Raw genomic sequence first — 17,082 nt, forward strand, 5'->3', positions numbered from 1 at the left:
ATTCCTGATTCAAAAAAATTCCCAATTTTTAAATTATTAATCTTTTATTTTGTTTGCTTATTTTGAGGACTCATATATTGGGAGAGAGAACCTAGGGAAAGTATCAAAACTTTTCTCTTGTGAGAAGATGTTTTCCTCGTAACCAACTCTTATCAAACACAATCCATGAGCTGGCGCAGACTCTTTTACCTCATGGCGCAAACCTTTTCTCCATCTAAACCTAAATTTTTCCAGAGAAAGTCGTTTTTCTCCAACAGCAACTAATTGGCCCATCAAAAGCCTTACCATCCCATACAAAAAGCCACTGGCCTGGATCTCAACAGTGACTATATCTCCATCACGACAAATAGAAACATCTTGCACGGTGGTTAATGAATTACTCCTATTACTTCCTGCTTTTTGAAACGCTGCAAAATCATGAAAACCTAATAAATCATTCAGAGCATGCTTCATTAAATTGACATCCAATTTAGATCTATATTTATGCCAACTTATATTTTGGAGAAAGAGATTTGGATAAGAACCATTAAAAATAGTATATCTATACCTTCGATATTTGGCTGAATAGCAAGCATGCCAATTACTGGAAACACTCGCAGCTTCAATAACTTTGATTGATGCTGGAAGTCTTCCATTAAGTGCTGATGTCCATTTGTTAATAGGAATTGGGCCAGAGCAATCAAAATGAACAACTTGTCCAGAAGCATGAACACCTGAGTCAGTTCTGCCTGCTGCTATTGCCTTAACTGGTCTGCTTGGATCAAGTTCTGCAATTTTTTCTTCTAAAGTTCCTTGAACAGTTTTTGAATCTTTTTGATTTTGCCAGCCCTTAAAGCATGATCCATCATATTGAATAACAAGTGCGATTCTATGGGTCAAATTTAACTAAAACTAAAAAATATTGGATTACTTTTTTGCAAAAAATGTATCCTACACAAGCTCAACAATAGCCATTTCTGAATTATCACCACGCCTTGGGATAGTTCTAACTATTCTGGTATAACCTCCCTGACGATCACCATATCTCTCTTGAGCCTTTTCAAAAAGTGCATGAACCAACTGCTTATCGTATACATAACCAATTGCTCTTCTTCTTGAAGAAAGGCTGCCATCTTTAGCTAAAGTGATCATTCTCTCGGTCTCATCTCTCAAAGCTTTTGCTCTTGCTTTGGTGGTTGTAACTCTACCTTCACGAATTAGTTGTGTAGTTAATCCTCTTAAAAGCGCTTTCCTTTGATCTGCAGGACGACTCAGTTGTGGAATTCGACGTTGATGACGCATTGGATTAGATCTGAAATGTAATAGTAATAAAACCGAAAGTCATGCAGAAGTTCTACTTTGCGGAATAGAAATTCCAATTCTCTCTAGAGCTTCAATCACTTCATCAGCAGATTTAGAACCGAAGTTCTTAATTTCCAATAAATCCTCATAACTGAAGCCCATCAAGTCTGAAACAGAGTTCACTTGGGCACGTTTTAGGCAGTTGTAAGCTCTTACCGATAAGTTTAACTCTTCAAGGGGAATTTGGGCTTCTGCTGCAGGCTCAGGCTCTTCAGGAATCTCTTCTACCATTGAAACGGTTGCGAGAGGTTGAAAAAGTTCAATTAATTGATTTGCAGCTTCCGCCAATGCATCATCTGGAGAGGTTGATCCATCGGTAACTAGCTCCATTTTCAATCTTTCTCTAGTAGATCCACCCTCGGCAACTGCAGTTTCATCAATGGTAAAATTGACTCTATTTATGGGCATAAATACCGCATCTATCTGAAGTAAATCGATTGCGCTGGTCTCTTCATTTCTTCTATCAACAGGTCGATATCCAACACCTCTTTCTACATGCAACTCTAACTCTAGGTTGTGGCCCTCATGAACTGTTGCTATGGGGCGATCACCATCAACGACCTCAACTTGAGAAGAGAACTGAATATCCTTTGCTTTTACTTCAGCGGGTCCAGTAACAGCAATTCTTCCTATCTCAAGTTCTTGACTACGACAATCAACCGAAATTTGTTTGCAGTTTAGAAGGATGTCCAAAACATCCTCTCTTACTCCAGGGATTGTTGCATATTCATGATTAACACCTGCGATCCTGACAGCAGTAACTGCACTGCCTTCAAGTCCACCCATCAAAACTCTGCGTAAAGAGTTGCCCAAAGTTGTTGCTTGACCTCTTTCAAGAGGTCCAATTAGGAAAACGCCTGTTTGGGAACGATCATTAGCAACTTGATGGTCGATCCTGTCTATCTGGTATTGCAACACGGTCTAATGCGATGTGGGGAAAAAAGAAAATTTCACTTAAGTGAATAGATTTTAAACGCGTCTGCGTTTAGGTCTCCTACAACCATTATGGGGAAGAGGAGTTACATCTCTGATCAAAGTAATTTCAAGACCAGCTACTTGCAATGCCCTTATTGCGGTTTCACGACCTGAACCTGGTCCTCTTACAAGAACTTCTATTTGGCGCATTCCTTGCTCTACCGCCCTTCGGGCTGCAAGTTCAGCCGCAGTTTGAGCAGCAAAAGGAGTACCTTTTCTAGCTCCTTTAAAACCGCTAGCTCCTGCTGAAGACCAGGAAATTACTTCACCAGAGGTGTCAGTAATTGAAACAATTGTGTTATTGAAGGTACTTTGAATATGCACAACTCCATTAGGGACGTTGCGCTTTGACTTCTTAGAACCGGATTTTTTTGAGGTTGTAGCCATTAGGCTGTGCCTGATTTAAAAAAGATTTTGTAAATTACCAGAAGGTAACAGGAGTCTTAAGAAATTATTTCTTTCTTCCTGCAACGGTTTTTCTCGCTCCTCTTCTTGTGCGAGCGTTAGTTCTGGTTCGTTGTCCACGGACAGGAAGACTCATCCTATGTCTTCTCCCTCGAACACATCCAATATCTTGAAGACGTTTTAGGGCCATTCCTTCCTGGCGCCTTAAATCTCCTTCAAGGGTGAATTCTTCAGTAACAGCTCTAAGCTTCTGTACATCGCTGTCGTCTAAATCCTTTACACGAATATCAGGGTTAACCCCAGATTTTTCGAGGATAGTCTGAGCTCTGGTTAAGCCGATACCATAGATGTAAGTGAGGGCAACTTCTACCCGCTTTTCGCGAGGTATGTCGATGCCTGAGATCCGTGCCACTTAGGGATAAATCGAAGAGGACAATGAAAATCATCATAATTTAATGATGACCTTGTTGTAAGAAGAAAACGAAAATAAAATTAATCGTTCATGGCTTCTTAAGAAAGCCAGGGATCAGCCCTGACGCTGTTTGTTTCGAGGCCTTTTCTTGTTGATCACATAGATCCGGCCTCTGCGCCTCACGATCTGATCGTCAGGACTAATTTTTTTGACTGAGGATCTAACCTTCATTTGGTGAGACTCTCCTATTTCCAAACTATAATTTTACTACATCATGCGCCTAAAGCTTTCTCGATAGATGAAAAAACAACATCTATGTCAGCATTACCTTCTATCTCTTCAAGAATTCCCTGCTTGGCATACAAATTAATAAGAGGAGAAGTTTTTTCTCTATAAATTTTGAGTCTATTAATAATGACTTGTTCATTATCATCCTTTCTACCTCTCTCTAAAAGCCTTTTAATTAAATAATCGTCGGCACATTTTATTAACACAACTCCTTCTAAAGGTTGATTAATTTTTTCCAAAAGACTTTTGAGAGAATTAGCTTGGTTGACATTTCTAGGGAAACCATCAAGCAACCATCCTTCATTAATATTTAACAATCTTCCTTCAACAATTGAGAGAACTAATTCATCACTTACTAATTCTCCTTTATTCATAACTTCAGCAGCTTTAATTCCTAAATCGGATCCAGAGCAGACTTCATCTCTAAGCAAATCTCCGGTTGAAAGATGGTCTAATCCGTACTTGTTGCAAAAAAGATTTGCCTGAGTACCTTTACCCGCACCAGGTGGGCCAAGGAATAGTAATTTCTTTTTCATTTAAATAAAAATCATATTAAAGATTTTATTGGCGTACTAATCCTTCATATCTTTGAGAAATGACATAGGTCTGAATTTGCTTAGATGTATCAATTGCAACTCCTACCAAAATCAATAATGAAGTCGCCCCAAGCCCTTGAAAAGTCTGAACATTAGTTGCTCTCTCTACTGCTGCAGGAACAATAGCAACAGAACCAAGAAATAATCCACCAAGCAAAGTGAGGCGGTTTTGAACACCTGAAAGGTAAGTAGAAGTAGAACCTCCAGGCCTCACGCCTGGAATTGCGACACCACCCTTTTTTAAATTAGAAGCAATATCTATTGGATTAATTGTTAAAGAAGCATAAAAATAAGCAAAACCTAAAATCAACGCGAAAAAAGTAATTGCATATGGCCATGGGTTAGACGAACCTGGATTAAGCGAACTAGCAGCCTTAATTAGTAAAGGGTTTTGAGTAAAGTTTGCGATTGTTATGGGGAGGAAAATTAACGCAGATGCAAAAATTATCGGCATGACGCCACCAGCATTTAATTTCAGAGGCAAATAACTTTGCCTACTTGGCAAAAGAGCTGTACCGCCCATTTGACTTTTTGCACTGACTATTGGAATTCTTCTGGCACCCTCTTGAACAAAAATAATACCAACAATAGTAATTAAGAAAACGATCAAAAGAATTATTATCCCCAGAACATCAGCTCTATCTCCGGTTTGAGCTTTCTCAATAGTGGAACTAAGCGCCTTAGGCAAAGTCGCAACAATATTCAAGAAAATAACTAAAGAAGCGCCTTGGCCTATCCCTTTTTCAGTAATGATCTCACTAAGCCACATCACAATCATAGATCCAGTTACTAATGCCAGTGATGTTTGAATAACAAATTCAGTTTCGCCAAGACCTTCGACTGCATACTGTCTCAGAATCAAAGCAAAAACTGTGCTTTGAACCAATCCCCATCCCAAAGCCACATATCTAGTGATTTGAGCAATCTTCCTTCTCCCTGCCTCCCCTTCATTTTTCTGTAGATCTTCCAGTTGAGGTAAGGATGCGGTAAGCAATTGGATAATTATTGACGCATTAATAAAAGGAAGAATACCTAGTGCAAAAATCCCCAAAGTTGATATTCCTCCACCTGTAAAAATATCAAGGAATCCAATCAATTGCCCCCCCTGATCAATAAAAGTTTTAAAAGCTTCTCTATCTATACCAGGCATAGGAATATAGATTCCTAATCGAACAATCAATAATAACCCTAGGGTCGTAAATACTCTTCCCCTCAGCTCTTGATTACTGAATAGCTGGGTGATTACTTCTCCCGCGCTTGGGTTTCTACCACGACTTATTAACATTTAATAAGGATAATTTAATTAGAGACTAATGTATAAAATTAATTTTTTGGAATAACAAAATTAATTATACACCTCGCATTTGCCACCAAGTTCTTCAATTTTCTTTTTAGCAGATGTTGAGAATGCAGCAGCTTGAACAGTCAATTTGACTTCTAATTTTCCGTTTCCAAGAATTTTTAGAGGATTTTTTGGTTTTGTCAAAATACCCTCCTTCACCAATGAATCAAGGTTTACAACAGTTCCTTCTTTCAATGCGTTCAAATTAGAAACATTGAGGACAGTAAAATTTTTCTGATTAACTATTGGAAAATGCTTTAATTTTGGGACTCTTCGATATAAAGGCATCTGACCACCCTCAAAACCTGGACGAGTAGGTCTACCTGATCGAGATTTTTGTCCCCTCATTCCAAACCCGCAACTAGCACCTTGACCAGCAGCTATGCCTCGACCTTTACGCATTTTTTTACGTCTAGATCCTTTATTTGATTGAAGAGATTCTAATTTAATAGTCATGGTTGTTAAGAATAAATCTGCTCTAGAGAAATACCACGCTCTTTCGCTGTGGCTTTATGAGTTCTTAACTCACTTAAAGCAACCATTGCAGCACGAGCATTATTTAGAGGAGTCTTACTTCCTAGTCTCTTAGCAAGTACATTTTTAATTCCTGCTAATTCTAAAACAGTACGAATTGACCCTCCTGCAATTACACCTGTTCCAGGTGCTGCAGGACGAATTAACACGCTAGCTGCACCATCTCTCCCATTGGAGAGAGTTGGAATAGAGCTGTTTCGGGTTAAAGGAACACGAACTAGATGTTTTTTTCCATCAGCGACTCCTTTCCTAACAGCACCAATGACATCTCCAGCTTTACCAACACCAACGCCAACTTGTCCTTTTTCATTACCAACTACAACTATTGCTCTAAAACTCATTTTCTTTCCACCTTTGACAGTTTTGGAGACCCTTCTTATTTGAACAACACGTTCTTGCCATTCAGAGTCTCTTTCTTGCCCTCTTCTCTCTCTTCTGCCTCCACGTTTTTCACCACGATTACGACGATTTTCTTGCCTACCATCTGCGGCAGGAGGAGAATCTGAAGATCCAGATGTTTTTTTACTTGAGGACTGGTTTTTAGAGTCTGTCATTGTTAAAGCAATAATTAAAAGTTCAAGCCTGCCACTCTGGCAGCTTCGGCTAGAGCTTTAACCCTGCCATGGTAGATGTTCCCACCTCTGTCAAAGATAACTTGTTTGATGCCTTTTGATAAAGCTTTTTTTGCAACGAGCTCCCCAACCGCTGTGGAGGCATCGCAACTTCCAGCATTTGCTTTTAAAGAAGATTTCAAGTCTTTATCCAAGGTTGATGCAGCACATATAGTGTTTTGAGCATCATCATCTATTATTTGAGCGTAGATGTGGTTATTAGAACGAAAAACAGCAAGTCTTGGTCTTGATTCTGTTCCGCTTAAGTTTCTCCTTAAGCGTTTATGTCGTTTTTGTGTCTGTTGTTTTCTTGAGAGTTTTGACATGGCTAAAAAATTTTTTAAAAAACAAATAAGCAAGATTAAGCTTTGCCAGACTTACCAGCTTTTCTAATTATGTTTTCTCCTTCATATTTTATTCCTTTACCTTTATAGGGTTCTGGAGGTCTAATTGCTCTTATTTTTGCAGCTTCATTGCCAACTAATTCTTTATCAGGTCCAGTTACGATCACATTTGTATTATTTTCAACTTTAAAAGTTATGCCTTCTGGAGGAACGATTTCAACAGGATGGCTGTAACCGGCACTAACAACAAGGGTTTTTCCTTTTACTTGAGCTCTTGAGCCAACACCAACTATCTCAAGTTTTTTTGTAAAACCTATACTCACCCCCTCAACCATATTTGCGACAAGAGATCTACATAGACCATGCATTTCCCTGGACTGCCTCTTTTCATTTACTGGTTTAACAAGAATAGTATTCTCATTTTTGGTAAGACTCACTCCATCTGGAAGAGTTCGCTCCAGTTGTCCTTTTGGACCTTTAACAGTAATAGAAAGACCATCGAGTTTTACATCTACCTTTTCAGGAAGGGAGATGGGTTTTTTTCCTGTGCGAGACATAATAAATACCTAATCAATCAACAGACGTAGCAGAGGACTTCTCCTCCAACCCCTTGTTTACGAGCATCACGATCACTCATGACTCCCTTGGAGGTAGAAATTATTGCAACGCCAAGACCTCCTAAAACTTTTGGTAATCCTCGAGTGTTTTTATAAATTCTTAACCCTGGTTTACTTACTCGCTGCATAGAACGAATAATCGGTGAGCGATGCTTACCGGTATATTTCAATCCAAGAATGAGCTGCTTTTTAAAGCCTTCTCCTTCTTCATTGATTTCTGCGATAAAGCCCTCACGCTGAAGAACCTTAGCGATACTAAGAGACATTCTTGAAGCAGGGACTTTGGTTTTTTCATGACGCTTTTCACTCGCATTTCTTATGCGAGTGAGCATGTCTGAAATTGGATCGTGGTTGGCCATAGTATTTAGCTAATCAAACTCATTTTTTACGGAAGGGCATTCCCATTTCACTAAGAAGAGCCTTACCTTGTTCATCAGAAGAAGCACTAGTGACAATTGTGATATCCATACCTCTAATGGCATCGACTTTGTCAAAAGTGATCTCAGGGAAAATAAGTTGCTCTTTTACTCCGATAGTGTAATTTCCTCGGCCATCAAAGCTTTTTGGACTCACACCACGAAAATCTCTGATTCTTGGAAGTGCCAAATTAATGAACCTTTCCAAAAATGCGTACATGCGATCACCTCTAAGTGTGACTGAGCAACCTATGGGCATTCCTTGTCTAATTTTAAAGGTCGCAATTGCTTTCTTAGCTCTTGTCACGAGAGCTTTTTGCCCAGAAATTGTTGCCATTTCAGCTAGAGAAGCTTCTAAAGCTTTGGAATTCGATGCTGCTTCACCAAGGCCTCTGTTTAAAGTGACTTTCTGCACCTTAGGAACTTGATGAACATTTTTCAGACCAAGATCTTTTAAAAGCTTTGGTCTAATTGTCTCTCGATAGCGTTTTTTTAGTGACATAACTGAGGAAAAAGTTGATTCTGGTCTTGGTCAGAATTCAATTAGGAAAGAGAGTCTGCTTTTAGTTAGTTCAGACAAAGGAAAAGCGAATTAATTAATCAATTAATTCTCCTGTCTTCTTTAATCGTCGTTTCTTAGATCCATCTTTATCTACAAAAATTTCAACTTTACTAGCAACTTTCTCTTTAGTTGAGTAGATCATTACATTTGAGGCATGCAAGGAAAATTCTTTGGTCTCTATTCGACCAGTTTCTCCTTCCTGTGAGGGTTTTAAATGCTTTGTTTTTTGGTTAATTCCTTGAACTAAAACTCTATTTTCATAGGGAAGTGTTTTAAGGACTTCACCGGTTTTACCCTTGTCCTTTCCAGAAATAATCTGAACTGTATCTCCTTTGCGGATCTTCATTTTGATCCGATCAGCAGGAGCTTTGGATTTGTTAATTGCTGGCATGACTAAATAACCTCCGGAGCTAAAGAGACAATTTTTGTGAAATTGCGCTCTCTTAATTCTCGTGCGACGGGACCAAACACCCTAGTACCTCTTGGGTTTTGATCATCATTGATAAGAACAGCTGCGTTATCATCAAACCGAATTGAATTTCCAGTCTCTCTGCGCATTGTTGCTCTAGTACGAACAACAACCGCTTTAACGACATCTGATTTTTTGACTCCCATATTTGGCATCGCATCTTTAACAGAAGCAACAATCACATCGCCTACGTGAGCATACCGACGATTAGAACCCAAGACTCTAATACATTGCAAACGCTTGGCACCACTGTTATCTGCAACGGTTAAGAATGTTTCTTGCTGGATCATTTTGCAGCCTCCTTAGATTTCATACCCTGAACGAGAACATCTGTAACCGTCCATCGTTTATGAGCGCTCATAGGAGGAGATTCTTTAATCCGAACTCTGTCTCCTACTTTGCAATGGTTTTCTGCATCATGGGCTTTGTATCTAGTCGTACGACTAATGATTTTTTGGTAGATGGGATGAGGAAATCTATTTTCCACAGCCACAACTACTGTTTTTTGCATTTTGTCACTGACAACAGTGCCGACCATTTCTTTAAGTGCCATAACTAATAAATCAAGATGAAGTGTTGGAGCGGCTTCGCTCGTTAGAAACCGTTAAAAGTTGAGCTAATTCGGTTCTTGCCTCTTTGAAGCGGTGAGTTTTCGCTAGCTGTCTTGTGGCTTGCTTAAAACGAAGATCAAAAAGTTCTTTACGAAGATTTTCAATCTTTTCTGATATCTCGGAATCTGAGAGATTCCTGAAATCTTTTGTAGTTGTTTTGCTCATGATGATGACTCCGAATCTTCTGCTGGAACTGGTGTTTTAGCAGGTTTATAATTTCCCTTATTGAGATCTTCTTCTAGGGAAATAAATTTTGTTTTTACTGGGAGCTTGTATTGAGCAAGACGCATTGCCTCTTTTGCAATTTTCTCTGTAATTTCTTCGCCACCCATTTCAAACAAAATTCGACCAGGCTTGACAACTGCAACCCAAAATTCTGGATTACCTTTACCAGATCCCATTCTTGTCTCGGCAGGCCTCATCGTTACTGGCTTATCAGGGAAAATACGAATCCAAATTTGTCCTCCCCTTTTTACATAACGAGTCATCGCTCTCCGACTCGCCTCGATTTGCCTTGAGGTAACCCACCCACAGTCTTGAGCTTGCAATGCAAACTGGCCAAAAGAGATTTTGTTGCCTCTAGTAGCAACGCCGCGCATACGGCCTCTTTGTTGTTTACGAAATTTGGTTCTTTTAGGACTTAGCATGATTAAAACTCCTTATTTACCTTCATTGGAACGGTCCTCAAATTGTTGAGGTCTACGATTCCCCCTATTGCGTCTAGGAGAAGAACCAACAGGTAAAGGCTGTTCTTCTTTCGGAAGAACTTCACCTTTAAAAACCCATACTTTGATTCCCAAAACGCCATAGGTTGTACTGGCGACTTTGGTTGCATAATCGATTTCTGCTCTCAAGGTGTGGAGAGGCACTCTTCCTTCTCGTGTCCATTCAGAACGTGCGATTTCAGCTCCATTTAGCCTTCCACCTACTTGTATTTTTAGACCTAAAACACCAGCTCTTTGTGCCCTTTGTACAGCCATTCGAATTGTTCGTCTAAATGCAACACGCTTTTCTAGTTGCTGCGCAATATATTCCGCTAGAAGATATGCATCTGCATCTACTTTTTCCACTTCAACTACATTTATACGCACTTGTCTACTTCTATCACCGATCGTTTTTTGAATACCAGATCTTAATTCTTCAATACCACTGCCTTGCCTGCCAACAATTACTCCTGGCCGAGCAGTTTTTAATTCGAGCTCAAGTTGATCTGCTTTTCGAGCAATCAATACATCACTAATACCTGCTGCTCCATACTTCTTCTTTATAAAAGTACGGATGCGATCATCTTCTTGAAGAAGCAACGGATAAGTTTTAGTAGGTGCATACCATTTAGAACGATGCTCTTGAGTGATCCCAAGCCTAATTCCAGTTGGATGAATTTTATGTCCCATCAGTCAGTGTCCTCAGAATTGGTTGATTGATTGGCCGAAACAGCAATGCTGATGTGGCATGTCTGCTTTTTGATAGCAAATGCTCTGCCTTGAGCCCTAGGTCTATAGCGTTTCATTGGTGGTCCCATATCAGCGGTAGCATTGGTAATCACCAAAGAAGAAGGGTCAAGACCAAGGTTGTTTTCTGCATTAGCAACCGCTGATCGTAATACCTTAGTTATTGGCTCAGTTGATCGATAAGGCATAAATTCAAGCATAATTAATGCATCCCTGTAAGTTCGTCCTCTTATTTGATCAAGAACACGTCTTACTTTTGAAGCAGATCCGCGAATGTAACGCCCATGAGCTAGGGCTGCAGTTTTAGTTGATGAATTAGTCATAATTAGCGTGCTCCCTTTTTATCTCTGATGTGACCTCTGTAGGTTCGAGTTGGAGCAAACTCGCCTAACTTGTGTCCAACCATTTGCTCAGTTATGAAAACAGGTATGTGGCTTTTCCCATTGTGAACAGCAATTGTATGGCCAATCATCATTGGCAAAATTGTTGAGGCTCTCGACCATGTTTTGATGACAGTTTTATCATCACTAGAGTTTTGCTTCTCGATTTTACGAAGCAAACTGTCTGAAATAAATGGTCCTTTTTTAAGTGAACGTCCCATAACGGTTTAATAGAATTTGTAAAGAAAGAAAGAAATCATGAATCTCGACCTCCTCTACTACGTTTAGATACCTTGCGTCGTTTTCGAAGAACATACTTATTACTAGGCTTATTCTTCTTCCTGGTTTTTAAGCCAAGAGCAGCTTTACCCCATGGAGTCACTGGACCAGCCCGACCAACTGGTGCCTTGCCTTCTCCTCCTCCATGTGGGTGATCACATGGATTCATTACACTACCTCTAACTTGAGGTCGTCTACCGAGCCATCTTCTTCTACCAGCTTTTCCAAGACTTGTATTTCTAATCTCAGAATTCCCCACCTCTCCCAGTGTTGCGTAGCATTCTTTTCTGACCAAACGAACCTCGGTAGAGGGTAATTTCAATGCAACATAATCTCCTTCTTTCGCCATAACCTGAGCACTTGCTCCAGCTGTACGAACCATCTGTCCTCCTCGACCTGGATAAAGTTCAACACAATGAACGCTGGAACCCAAAGGCATAGAGGAAAGTGGTAAGGCATTACCAGTTTCAATTGGTGCGTCTGGACCTGAAATAACTTCTTGACCAATCGTTATGCCTGCAGGAGCAAGAATATATCTCTTTTCGCCGTCAGAGTAAAAGAGTAAAGCAAGTCTTGCATTGCGATGAGGGTCATAATGTATTGCCGCAATTTTGGCCGAAATACCATGCTTATTTCTACGAAAATCAACAATCCTATATAACCTTTTGTGCCCGCCACCTCGGTGACGACAAGTAATTACTCCTCGGTTGTTACGTCCTTTCTTTCGATGCTTAGATACGACAAGTGAACGCTCAGGCTTTTTGGATGTAACTTCACTGAAGTCAGTTACTACTCTTGTACGAGTACCTGGTGTGTAAGGTTTGAAACTTCTTATAGCCATTTTTTTAAGCCTCCTCTGATTCTGGGAACAACTGTATGGAGTTGCCTTCTGCTAAGCGAACCACAGCCTTCTTCACTTGTGGCCTCTTACCAGAAAACCTACCAACTCTTCTACTTTTTCTTGGCGGATTCATGGTACTGACACCAAGAACCTTGACATCAAACATTTTCTCTACTGCAGCTTTTATATCAGGCTTAGCTGCTCTTGGATCGACCTCAAAAGTGTACTGATTTAAATCCAAAGCTTTTGTAGCCTTCTCAGTTATCAAGGGTCGCTTAATCACATCAGTAAGTCGTTTATCGAAAAATTTAGTCATCACCATAGACCTCCTTAATAGTTGATAATGCGTCTTCACCTATTACCAATGAATTGGCATTCAGAAGATCAAACACGTTTAGTTGATCAGCAGAAATAAGCTTAATTTTTTCTAAGTTTCTAATTGAGCGCTTAATGATTTCAGAAGGATTGTTGAGAATAATAAGAACTTTCACTTTCCCATCTGAATAAATTCCTAATCTCTTGAGTAAAGAAACAATTTCACTTGTCTTAGGAACTTCCAGTTTTGAGCCGAAGTCTTTAATTATTTTCACATCAGAAATTCTACTCATTAGAGCAGTACGAAGAGCTAACCTTCTTTCCTTCCTATTCATTTCCAAGTTATACTTCCGAGGCTTAGGGCCAAATATAACTCCCCCTCCAGGACGAAGAGGCGTTCGAATTGAACCTTGCCTTGCTCTACCAGTACCCTTTTGCTTGTAAGGTTTTCGGCCACCGCCTCGCACCTCAGACCTAGTCAAAGAACTTGCAGTTCCTTGGCGGCTATGAGCCTGCTGGCGCAAAACAGCACGGTGCAGTAAGTCTGCTGCAGATGATTCCTTAGCAGTTTTCAAATCAATTGTTGATTCGCCAGTCTCTTTGCCTTGCCAATCAAGAACAGTACAGTTAGCCATCATTTACCTCCTTGGTGGGTAGAGACGCCAACTCTTTTGGCAGGTCTTATGTTTAAAAGTGATCCAGGTTTACCTGGAACAGATCCTTTGACTACTAATAAATTGTGATCAGAATCTATCTTGAGAATTTCAAGGCCTCTAGTAGTAACTTTTTTGCCTCCCATACGACCAGCCATCCTCTTACCGGGATAAACACGGCCAGGAGTGGTTCCAGCTCCTGTTGAACCAGGTAATCGATGATTTTTCGAACCATGGCTCATAGGACCTCGGCTGAAACCATGTCGTTTTTGATAACCTGCGAATCCCCTTCCCATCGTGTCGCCACTTACATCAACCTTTTGACCTGTTTTAAAATCATCAACTGTTATTGCAGCTCCAAGTTGAAATTCACCGGAATTTTCAACTCGGTACTCTCGAAGATGACGCAAAAGATCATCTCCTGATTTTGCAAGATGACCTTTTGAGGGCTTATTGAGAAGTTTTTCGCGAATTAATTGAAAACCTATTTGTACAGCGGCATAGCCATCTGTATCGGCAGACTTCAATTGAGTGATTCGACAGGGACCCGCTTCTATCAAAGTGACTGGAACGGCTCTGCCTTGATCGTCGAAGAGTTGGGACATACCCAACTTCTTGCCTAAGATTCCTAAAGACATGAGTTAAATAAACGCTAACTAAAAGGTCAATCTGTAAAGAAAGACTCGGAATCTGAATTAAATCGCTTATCTAGCCAAAAAAGTTGAAGTTAATTGAATAATTGAAGTTCAATTTGTTTGGAAAAATGCTAGCGACAATCAGCTGGCTGAGACTTATTCAAACTTTTCAACAAGTTCAAACAGTATCTCGACAAAAGAAATAAATTCATCTGCTCTGGCCAAAAAGACTAAACGCAATCGCTTAGCCTGCTTAAGCGTCCAGAGGCCCGGCTAGCGGACGGGCATAGAAAAGCTTTAGCAACTTATAAGATTACACTATTAACACCCATTTTGTGTGATGCTTCACTTAAATAAGACAAAGAATTTGATTTAAGGATGCCTTTATTACTCTCTGGTCATAAATTTCGCAGTGATCTTGAATCATTTGGCTGCCTTGCCATCCTTACTCCCTTAGAAGGTGGAGCAGAAACTCGTTTACTTAGAAGACTTAGAGCCAGCGGATATCAAACACAGATCACTTCAGCTAGAGGATTAGGAGATCCAGTTGTCTTTCTTACCCAATTACATGGAATCAGACCACCGCATTTGGGACATCAAAATGTTGGGAGGAATGGAGCCTTAGGGGAAGTTCAACAAGTTATTCCTCAATTAAATGAATTATTAGTTGAAGATAAACCCTTTGTCCTATGGTTATTAGAGGGTCAAGTCTTATCCAAGTCAGAACTATTAGCAATAAATAATCTTTGCAAAAAGGAACCTCGAATCAAAATTGTTATTGAGATGGGAGGAGCTCGAAGTATTCAATGGCAACCATTAGATGCATTCATCAATAACGATTAGAAAATAATAAACGTGATTACTCAAAATTCGATTTGCAATTCTGAAGCTCTCAAAAAAGGTAACTGGGTAAAATTAATTTGTGGTGCAAGTAATCAAGACTTACCTTCAATAACTGATCTTTGCTCAATTTATGGAGCTGCAGGAGTGCATTGCATTGACCTTGCTGCCGACGAAGCTGTTGTCCATGCAGCTCGCAATGCGATTGATTGGGTTTTCGAAACTTACGGGAAAAAGCCTTGGCTGATGATCAGCTTAAGTGATGGAAAAGATGCGCATTTTCGCAAAGCTTGGTTTAATCCAGACCTATGTCCTTCGAATTGCTTAAGACCCTGTCAAAGCATTTGTCCAGCTCACGCGATTGAAAACGAAGGTGGTGTAAAGGCTAATAAATGCTATGGATGTGGCCGATGTATTGATACATGCCCATTAGGAATCATTAAAGAAAAGGATCGAAGATTAACTCTTAAAGATTTTGCTCCGTTGTTAACAACTATCAAACCAGATGCAGTAGAAATTCATACTGCTCCAGGAAGAAGCCAAGAATTTGAAAAAACAATCAAGGAAATTTTTAAAGTCGATTTGCAGCTACAACGGTTATCTGTCAGTTGCGGTTTACAAGGACATAAAATAAACCATGAAAAATTAGCAGAAGAACTTTGGCTGAGACATAAGTTCTTAAGAATTCATAATCAAAAACCTCTTTGGCAACTTGATGGGCGTCGAATGAGTGGAGACCTTGGAGCAGGTGCGGCCAAAATTGCAGTAAAACTCTGGGAAAGAATACGTCCAATAGCTCCACCAGGCCCCTTACAACTTGCTGGAGGAACTAATGAGTCGACCATTAAGTACCTGCCAGAGATTAAAGGGCCTGAAGGAGTTGCTTTTGGAGGAAAAGCAAGAAAAATAATTCAACCATGGTTAGAGGAGGCTCAACGAAAAAAAATCAGCCTTAGAGAGTGGCCTGAAGGCTGGGAGGCGGCTCTTTCAGAAGCAAAACGACTTATAAATCCTTGGCTTGTAAGGAAATCTTTATAATTGGAATTCTCTAGTTAAATCAATCATTCGAAAGCCCATGTTGAGCTGTATTAATGAAGAAATCTTCAGATTAACTAAAAAAAACTGGATAAAGACATGACAGGATTGAATCAAATATGCAATTATCTAAGAGAAAGAACCCTAATCTATGTCTCTCAATTGCAAACATAGATCTGGAACAATGGGCCGTCGCCAAGTGGTAAGGCATCGGGTTTTGGTCTCGACATTCCTAGGTTCGAATCCTAGCGGCCCAGTTTTTAACAGTAAGTGGTAGAGAAACCTCTAATTGTTCTTGATTTTGATGGTGTCATAGTTGATGGCATTAAGGAATATTGGTCAAGTTCTCGTCAAACTTGTATAAACCTACTTTATGCCAAAGAAAAAAATATTATTTCTTTTCCTAGTGAGATTCCCAAAGCTTTTAAGGCAATGAGGCCATGGGTCAATTATGGTTGGGAAATGGTTATTTTGGCTGCTGAATGTGCAAATAACACCAGTCAATTCAAATTACTAGATTTACAAAATTTCTCAAAAAATTATGAAATAGAATGCTCTTTAGCTCTTAAACATTGGGGTTGGACCCCTTTTCAATTACAAGAAGCTTTAAATCAAACTAGAAAAGAAGCAATATCAAATAATTTCAATCAGTGGTTAAATTTGCATCGGCCTTTTTCTTTAGTCATTGAACGCCTCAAGACCCTTGAGAATGAAGGCATTGAATTTGCTGTTTTAACAACAAAAAGTATTGAGTTCACAAAAAAGCTCCTGGATTGTTTCGATCTTCAGCCAAACCTTGTTTTTGGTCACGAATCAGGAAGTAAAGTCGATGTCTTGAACCAACTCTTACAAAAAAGAATAATTCGAGGGTTTATTGAAGATCGAAGAACTACCTTAGAAAAAGTCTTGGAAGATCCCAGGCTGAAATCTATCCCCTGTTACTTAGCAAGCTGGGGATACTTAAAACCTCAGGATCGAAATAATCTTCCTTCTGGTATTAAATTACTAAATTTAGATGTTTTACCAGAACCTATCTCGAAGTGGTCTTGACTTAATAGCGTACGTCTGTACTATCGGTTTAATTGCTATTCGTTGAGGAACTGAGTATTTCATCATCAATCCCAACGTCT

Annotated in this window: 29 protein-coding genes and 1 tRNA gene; 4 read left to right on the forward strand and 26 right to left on the reverse strand. The window is 39.7% G+C overall.

What is annotated here, in order from left to right:
• Positions 1 to 57: 57 nt before the first annotated feature.
• The 26 genes from truA to rplC all read right to left on the reverse strand — a co-directional run bounded on the left by truA (position 58) and on the right by rplC (position 14,080).
• Complete coding sequence (gene truA, locus AC6EIW_RS06600) at positions 58 to 879, reverse strand: tRNA pseudouridine(38-40) synthase TruA (protein WP_498519912.1); 822 nt, start codon at positions 877 to 879, stop codon at positions 58 to 60.
• Between the two features lie 51 nt (positions 880 to 930).
• Positions 931 to 1,281, reverse strand: coding sequence for a 50S ribosomal protein L17 (gene rplQ, locus AC6EIW_RS06605; protein ID WP_498461555.1), 351 nt, complete (start codon positions 1,279 to 1,281; stop codon positions 931 to 933).
• 39 nt (positions 1,282 to 1,320) lie between these two features.
• Positions 1,321 to 2,259, reverse strand: a complete 939-nt coding sequence (locus tag AC6EIW_RS06610) for a DNA-directed RNA polymerase subunit alpha (protein ID WP_498461556.1) — start codon at positions 2,257 to 2,259, stop codon at positions 1,321 to 1,323.
• Between the two features lie 51 nt (positions 2,260 to 2,310).
• On the reverse strand, positions 2,311 to 2,703 hold the full coding sequence (gene rpsK, locus AC6EIW_RS06615) for a 30S ribosomal protein S11 (protein ID WP_498461557.1): 393 nt from the start codon (positions 2,701 to 2,703) through the stop codon (positions 2,311 to 2,313).
• A gap of 64 nt (positions 2,704 to 2,767) precedes the next feature.
• The gene (rpsM, locus tag AC6EIW_RS06620; RefSeq protein WP_498461558.1) at positions 2,768 to 3,133 is read right to left on the reverse strand and encodes a 30S ribosomal protein S13; all 366 of its coding nucleotides are present in this window, start codon (positions 3,131 to 3,133) and stop codon (positions 2,768 to 2,770) included.
• Positions 3,134 to 3,247: 114 nt separating this feature from the next.
• Positions 3,248 to 3,364 (reverse strand): 50S ribosomal protein L36, encoded by a 117-nt coding sequence (gene rpmJ, locus AC6EIW_RS06625; RefSeq protein WP_011295453.1) that lies wholly within the window; start codon positions 3,362 to 3,364, stop codon positions 3,248 to 3,250.
• A 41-nt stretch (positions 3,365 to 3,405) separates the two neighbouring features.
• Positions 3,406 to 3,957 carry an adenylate kinase gene (locus AC6EIW_RS06630; RefSeq protein ID WP_498519913.1) on the reverse strand — a complete coding sequence of 184 codons (552 nt, stop codon included), beginning with the start codon at positions 3,955 to 3,957 and terminating at the stop codon, positions 3,406 to 3,408.
• 25 nt (positions 3,958 to 3,982) lie between these two features.
• Positions 3,983 to 5,302 carry a preprotein translocase subunit SecY gene (gene secY, locus AC6EIW_RS06635; protein WP_498461560.1) on the reverse strand — a complete coding sequence of 440 codons (1,320 nt, stop codon included), beginning with the start codon at positions 5,300 to 5,302 and terminating at the stop codon, positions 3,983 to 3,985.
• 60 nt (positions 5,303 to 5,362) lie between these two features.
• Positions 5,363 to 5,815 (reverse strand): 50S ribosomal protein L15, encoded by a 453-nt coding sequence (gene rplO / locus AC6EIW_RS06640; protein ID WP_498519914.1) that lies wholly within the window; start codon positions 5,813 to 5,815, stop codon positions 5,363 to 5,365.
• A 5-nt stretch (positions 5,816 to 5,820) separates the two neighbouring features.
• Positions 5,821 to 6,447 carry a 30S ribosomal protein S5 gene (gene rpsE / locus AC6EIW_RS06645; RefSeq protein WP_498519915.1) on the reverse strand — a complete coding sequence of 209 codons (627 nt, stop codon included), beginning with the start codon at positions 6,445 to 6,447 and terminating at the stop codon, positions 5,821 to 5,823.
• A 14-nt stretch (positions 6,448 to 6,461) separates the two neighbouring features.
• Positions 6,462 to 6,830 carry a 50S ribosomal protein L18 gene (gene rplR / locus AC6EIW_RS06650; RefSeq protein WP_498461563.1) on the reverse strand — a complete coding sequence of 123 codons (369 nt, stop codon included), beginning with the start codon at positions 6,828 to 6,830 and terminating at the stop codon, positions 6,462 to 6,464.
• Between the two features lie 35 nt (positions 6,831 to 6,865).
• Positions 6,866 to 7,405 carry a 50S ribosomal protein L6 gene (gene rplF / locus AC6EIW_RS06655; RefSeq protein ID WP_498519916.1) on the reverse strand — a complete coding sequence of 180 codons (540 nt, stop codon included), beginning with the start codon at positions 7,403 to 7,405 and terminating at the stop codon, positions 6,866 to 6,868.
• 17 nt (positions 7,406 to 7,422) lie between these two features.
• A complete protein-coding gene (gene rpsH / locus AC6EIW_RS06660) occupies positions 7,423 to 7,824 on the reverse strand; it encodes a 30S ribosomal protein S8 (RefSeq protein WP_498461565.1) in 402 nt (133 codons plus the stop codon).
• 19 nt (positions 7,825 to 7,843) lie between these two features.
• Positions 7,844 to 8,383, reverse strand: a complete 540-nt coding sequence (gene rplE, locus AC6EIW_RS06665; RefSeq protein WP_498461566.1) for a 50S ribosomal protein L5 — start codon at positions 8,381 to 8,383, stop codon at positions 7,844 to 7,846.
• Between the two features lie 94 nt (positions 8,384 to 8,477).
• Positions 8,478 to 8,789, reverse strand: coding sequence for a 50S ribosomal protein L24 (gene rplX / locus AC6EIW_RS06670; protein ID WP_498521622.1), 312 nt, complete (start codon positions 8,787 to 8,789; stop codon positions 8,478 to 8,480).
• A gap of 47 nt (positions 8,790 to 8,836) precedes the next feature.
• On the reverse strand, positions 8,837 to 9,202 hold the full coding sequence (rplN, locus tag AC6EIW_RS06675) for a 50S ribosomal protein L14 (protein WP_011295463.1): 366 nt from the start codon (positions 9,200 to 9,202) through the stop codon (positions 8,837 to 8,839).
• Positions 9,199 to 9,465 (reverse strand): 30S ribosomal protein S17, encoded by a 267-nt coding sequence (gene rpsQ, locus AC6EIW_RS06680; RefSeq protein ID WP_269611570.1) that lies wholly within the window; start codon positions 9,463 to 9,465, stop codon positions 9,199 to 9,201. Before rpsQ ends, rplN begins: the two co-directional genes overlap by 4 nt.
• A gap of 10 nt (positions 9,466 to 9,475) precedes the next feature.
• Positions 9,476 to 9,688 (reverse strand): 50S ribosomal protein L29, encoded by a 213-nt coding sequence (gene rpmC / locus AC6EIW_RS06685; protein WP_498506156.1) that lies wholly within the window; start codon positions 9,686 to 9,688, stop codon positions 9,476 to 9,478.
• Positions 9,685 to 10,170 (reverse strand): 50S ribosomal protein L16, encoded by a 486-nt coding sequence (gene rplP, locus AC6EIW_RS06690; RefSeq protein ID WP_498519917.1) that lies wholly within the window; start codon positions 10,168 to 10,170, stop codon positions 9,685 to 9,687. The genes rpmC and rplP overlap by 4 nt, the downstream gene beginning before the upstream one ends.
• Before the next feature lie 12 nt (positions 10,171 to 10,182).
• Entirely contained in the window at positions 10,183 to 10,917 is a 735-nt protein-coding gene (gene rpsC / locus AC6EIW_RS06695) for a 30S ribosomal protein S3 (protein WP_498461569.1), read from the reverse strand.
• Positions 10,917 to 11,297, reverse strand: a complete 381-nt coding sequence (gene rplV, locus AC6EIW_RS06700) for a 50S ribosomal protein L22 (RefSeq protein ID WP_498519918.1) — start codon at positions 11,295 to 11,297, stop codon at positions 10,917 to 10,919. The genes rpsC and rplV overlap by 1 nt, the downstream gene beginning before the upstream one ends.
• Positions 11,298 to 11,299: 2 nt before the next feature.
• The gene (gene rpsS, locus AC6EIW_RS06705; protein WP_498519919.1) at positions 11,300 to 11,575 is read right to left on the reverse strand and encodes a 30S ribosomal protein S19; all 276 of its coding nucleotides are present in this window, start codon (positions 11,573 to 11,575) and stop codon (positions 11,300 to 11,302) included.
• A 35-nt stretch (positions 11,576 to 11,610) separates the two neighbouring features.
• Positions 11,611 to 12,474 (reverse strand): 50S ribosomal protein L2, encoded by an 864-nt coding sequence (gene rplB / locus AC6EIW_RS06710; protein ID WP_498519920.1) that lies wholly within the window; start codon positions 12,472 to 12,474, stop codon positions 11,611 to 11,613.
• A 4-nt stretch (positions 12,475 to 12,478) separates the two neighbouring features.
• A complete protein-coding gene (locus tag AC6EIW_RS06715; RefSeq protein WP_498461573.1) occupies positions 12,479 to 12,790 on the reverse strand; it encodes a 50S ribosomal protein L23 in 312 nt (103 codons plus the stop codon).
• On the reverse strand, positions 12,783 to 13,424 hold the full coding sequence (gene rplD / locus AC6EIW_RS06720; RefSeq protein WP_498519921.1) for a 50S ribosomal protein L4: 642 nt from the start codon (positions 13,422 to 13,424) through the stop codon (positions 12,783 to 12,785). The genes AC6EIW_RS06715 and rplD overlap by 8 nt, the downstream gene beginning before the upstream one ends.
• A complete protein-coding gene (gene rplC / locus AC6EIW_RS06725) occupies positions 13,424 to 14,080 on the reverse strand; it encodes a 50S ribosomal protein L3 (RefSeq protein WP_498519922.1) in 657 nt (218 codons plus the stop codon). The genes rplD and rplC overlap by 1 nt, the downstream gene beginning before the upstream one ends.
• Before the next feature lie 375 nt (positions 14,081 to 14,455).
• On the opposite strand from rplC, the gene AC6EIW_RS06730 reads away from it, so the two are divergent.
• The 4 genes from AC6EIW_RS06730 to AC6EIW_RS06745 all read left to right on the forward strand — a co-directional run bounded on the left by AC6EIW_RS06730 (position 14,456) and on the right by AC6EIW_RS06745 (position 17,002).
• A complete protein-coding gene (locus AC6EIW_RS06730; RefSeq protein ID WP_498519923.1) occupies positions 14,456 to 14,920 on the forward strand; it encodes an NAD(P)H-quinone oxidoreductase subunit N in 465 nt (154 codons plus the stop codon).
• 12 nt (positions 14,921 to 14,932) lie between these two features.
• On the forward strand, positions 14,933 to 15,955 hold the full coding sequence (locus AC6EIW_RS06735) for a Light dependent period protein LdpA domain-containing protein (protein WP_498519924.1): 1,023 nt from the start codon (positions 14,933 to 14,935) through the stop codon (positions 15,953 to 15,955).
• A 182-nt stretch (positions 15,956 to 16,137) separates the two neighbouring features.
• Positions 16,138 to 16,209: transfer RNA gene (locus tag AC6EIW_RS06740), tRNA-Gln, on the forward strand.
• Positions 16,210 to 16,222: 13 nt separating this feature from the next.
• The gene (locus AC6EIW_RS06745; protein WP_498519925.1) at positions 16,223 to 17,002 is read left to right on the forward strand and encodes an HAD family hydrolase; all 780 of its coding nucleotides are present in this window, start codon (positions 16,223 to 16,225) and stop codon (positions 17,000 to 17,002) included.
• Positions 17,003 to 17,082: the final 80 nt, after the last annotated feature.

It is taken from the genome of Prochlorococcus sp. MIT2308 (genome assembly GCF_059772345.1).

Excerpts from the sequence above, each read along its gene's own strand:
- rplE (WP_498461566.1), bottom strand. The coding sequence starts at position 8,383 with ATGTCACTAAAAAAACGCTATCGAGAGACAATTAGACCAAAGCTTTTA.
- AC6EIW_RS06630 (WP_498519913.1), bottom strand. The coding sequence starts at position 3,957 with ATGAAAAAGAAATTACTATTCCTTGGCCCACCTGGTGCGGGTAAAGGT.
- rpsE (WP_498519915.1), bottom strand. The coding sequence starts at position 6,447 with ATGACAGACTCTAAAAACCAGTCCTCAAGTAAAAAAACATCTGGATCT.
- secY (WP_498461560.1), bottom strand. The coding sequence starts at position 5,302 with ATGTTAATAAGTCGTGGTAGAAACCCAAGCGCGGGAGAAGTAATCACC.
- rplC (WP_498519922.1), bottom strand. The coding sequence starts at position 14,080 with ATGTCTTTAGGAATCTTAGGCAAGAAGTTGGGTATGTCCCAACTCTTC.
- rplP (WP_498519917.1), bottom strand. The coding sequence starts at position 10,170 with ATGCTAAGTCCTAAAAGAACCAAATTTCGTAAACAACAAAGAGGCCGT.
- rpsC (WP_498461569.1), bottom strand. The coding sequence starts at position 10,917 with ATGGGACATAAAATTCATCCAACTGGAATTAGGCTTGGGATCACTCAA.
- AC6EIW_RS06730 (WP_498519923.1), top strand. The coding sequence starts at position 14,456 with ATGCCTTTATTACTCTCTGGTCATAAATTTCGCAGTGATCTTGAATCA.
- AC6EIW_RS06715 (WP_498461573.1), bottom strand. The coding sequence starts at position 12,790 with ATGACTAAATTTTTCGATAAACGACTTACTGATGTGATTAAGCGACCC.
- rplN (WP_011295463.1), bottom strand. The coding sequence starts at position 9,202 with ATGATCCAGCAAGAAACATTCTTAACCGTTGCAGATAACAGTGGTGCC.
- rpsH (WP_498461565.1), bottom strand. The coding sequence starts at position 7,824 with ATGGCCAACCACGATCCAATTTCAGACATGCTCACTCGCATAAGAAAT.
- rplB (WP_498519920.1), bottom strand. The coding sequence starts at position 12,474 with ATGGCTATAAGAAGTTTCAAACCTTACACACCAGGTACTCGTACAAGA.
- rpsQ (WP_269611570.1), bottom strand. The coding sequence starts at position 9,465 with ATGGCACTTAAAGAAATGGTCGGCACTGTTGTCAGTGACAAAATGCAA.
- rplV (WP_498519918.1), bottom strand. The coding sequence starts at position 11,297 with ATGACTAATTCATCAACTAAAACTGCAGCCCTAGCTCATGGGCGTTAC.
- rplD (WP_498519921.1), bottom strand. The coding sequence starts at position 13,424 with ATGGCTAACTGTACTGTTCTTGATTGGCAAGGCAAAGAGACTGGCGAA.
- rpsS (WP_498519919.1), bottom strand. The coding sequence starts at position 11,575 with ATGGGACGTTCACTTAAAAAAGGACCATTTATTTCAGACAGTTTGCTT.
- rplR (WP_498461563.1), bottom strand. The coding sequence starts at position 6,830 with ATGTCAAAACTCTCAAGAAAACAACAGACACAAAAACGACATAAACGC.
- rpmJ (WP_011295453.1), bottom strand. The coding sequence starts at position 3,364 with ATGAAGGTTAGATCCTCAGTCAAAAAAATTAGTCCTGACGATCAGATC.
- rplQ (WP_498461555.1), bottom strand. The coding sequence starts at position 1,281 with ATGCGTCATCAACGTCGAATTCCACAACTGAGTCGTCCTGCAGATCAA.
- rpmC (WP_498506156.1), bottom strand. The coding sequence starts at position 9,688 with ATGAGCAAAACAACTACAAAAGATTTCAGGAATCTCTCAGATTCCGAG.
- rplO (WP_498519914.1), bottom strand. The coding sequence starts at position 5,815 with ATGACTATTAAATTAGAATCTCTTCAATCAAATAAAGGATCTAGACGT.
- rpsK (WP_498461557.1), bottom strand. The coding sequence starts at position 2,703 with ATGGCTACAACCTCAAAAAAATCCGGTTCTAAGAAGTCAAAGCGCAAC.
- rplF (WP_498519916.1), bottom strand. The coding sequence starts at position 7,405 with ATGTCTCGCACAGGAAAAAAACCCATCTCCCTTCCTGAAAAGGTAGAT.
- rplX (WP_498521622.1), bottom strand. The coding sequence starts at position 8,789 with ATGAAGATCCGCAAAGGAGATACAGTTCAGATTATTTCTGGAAAGGAC.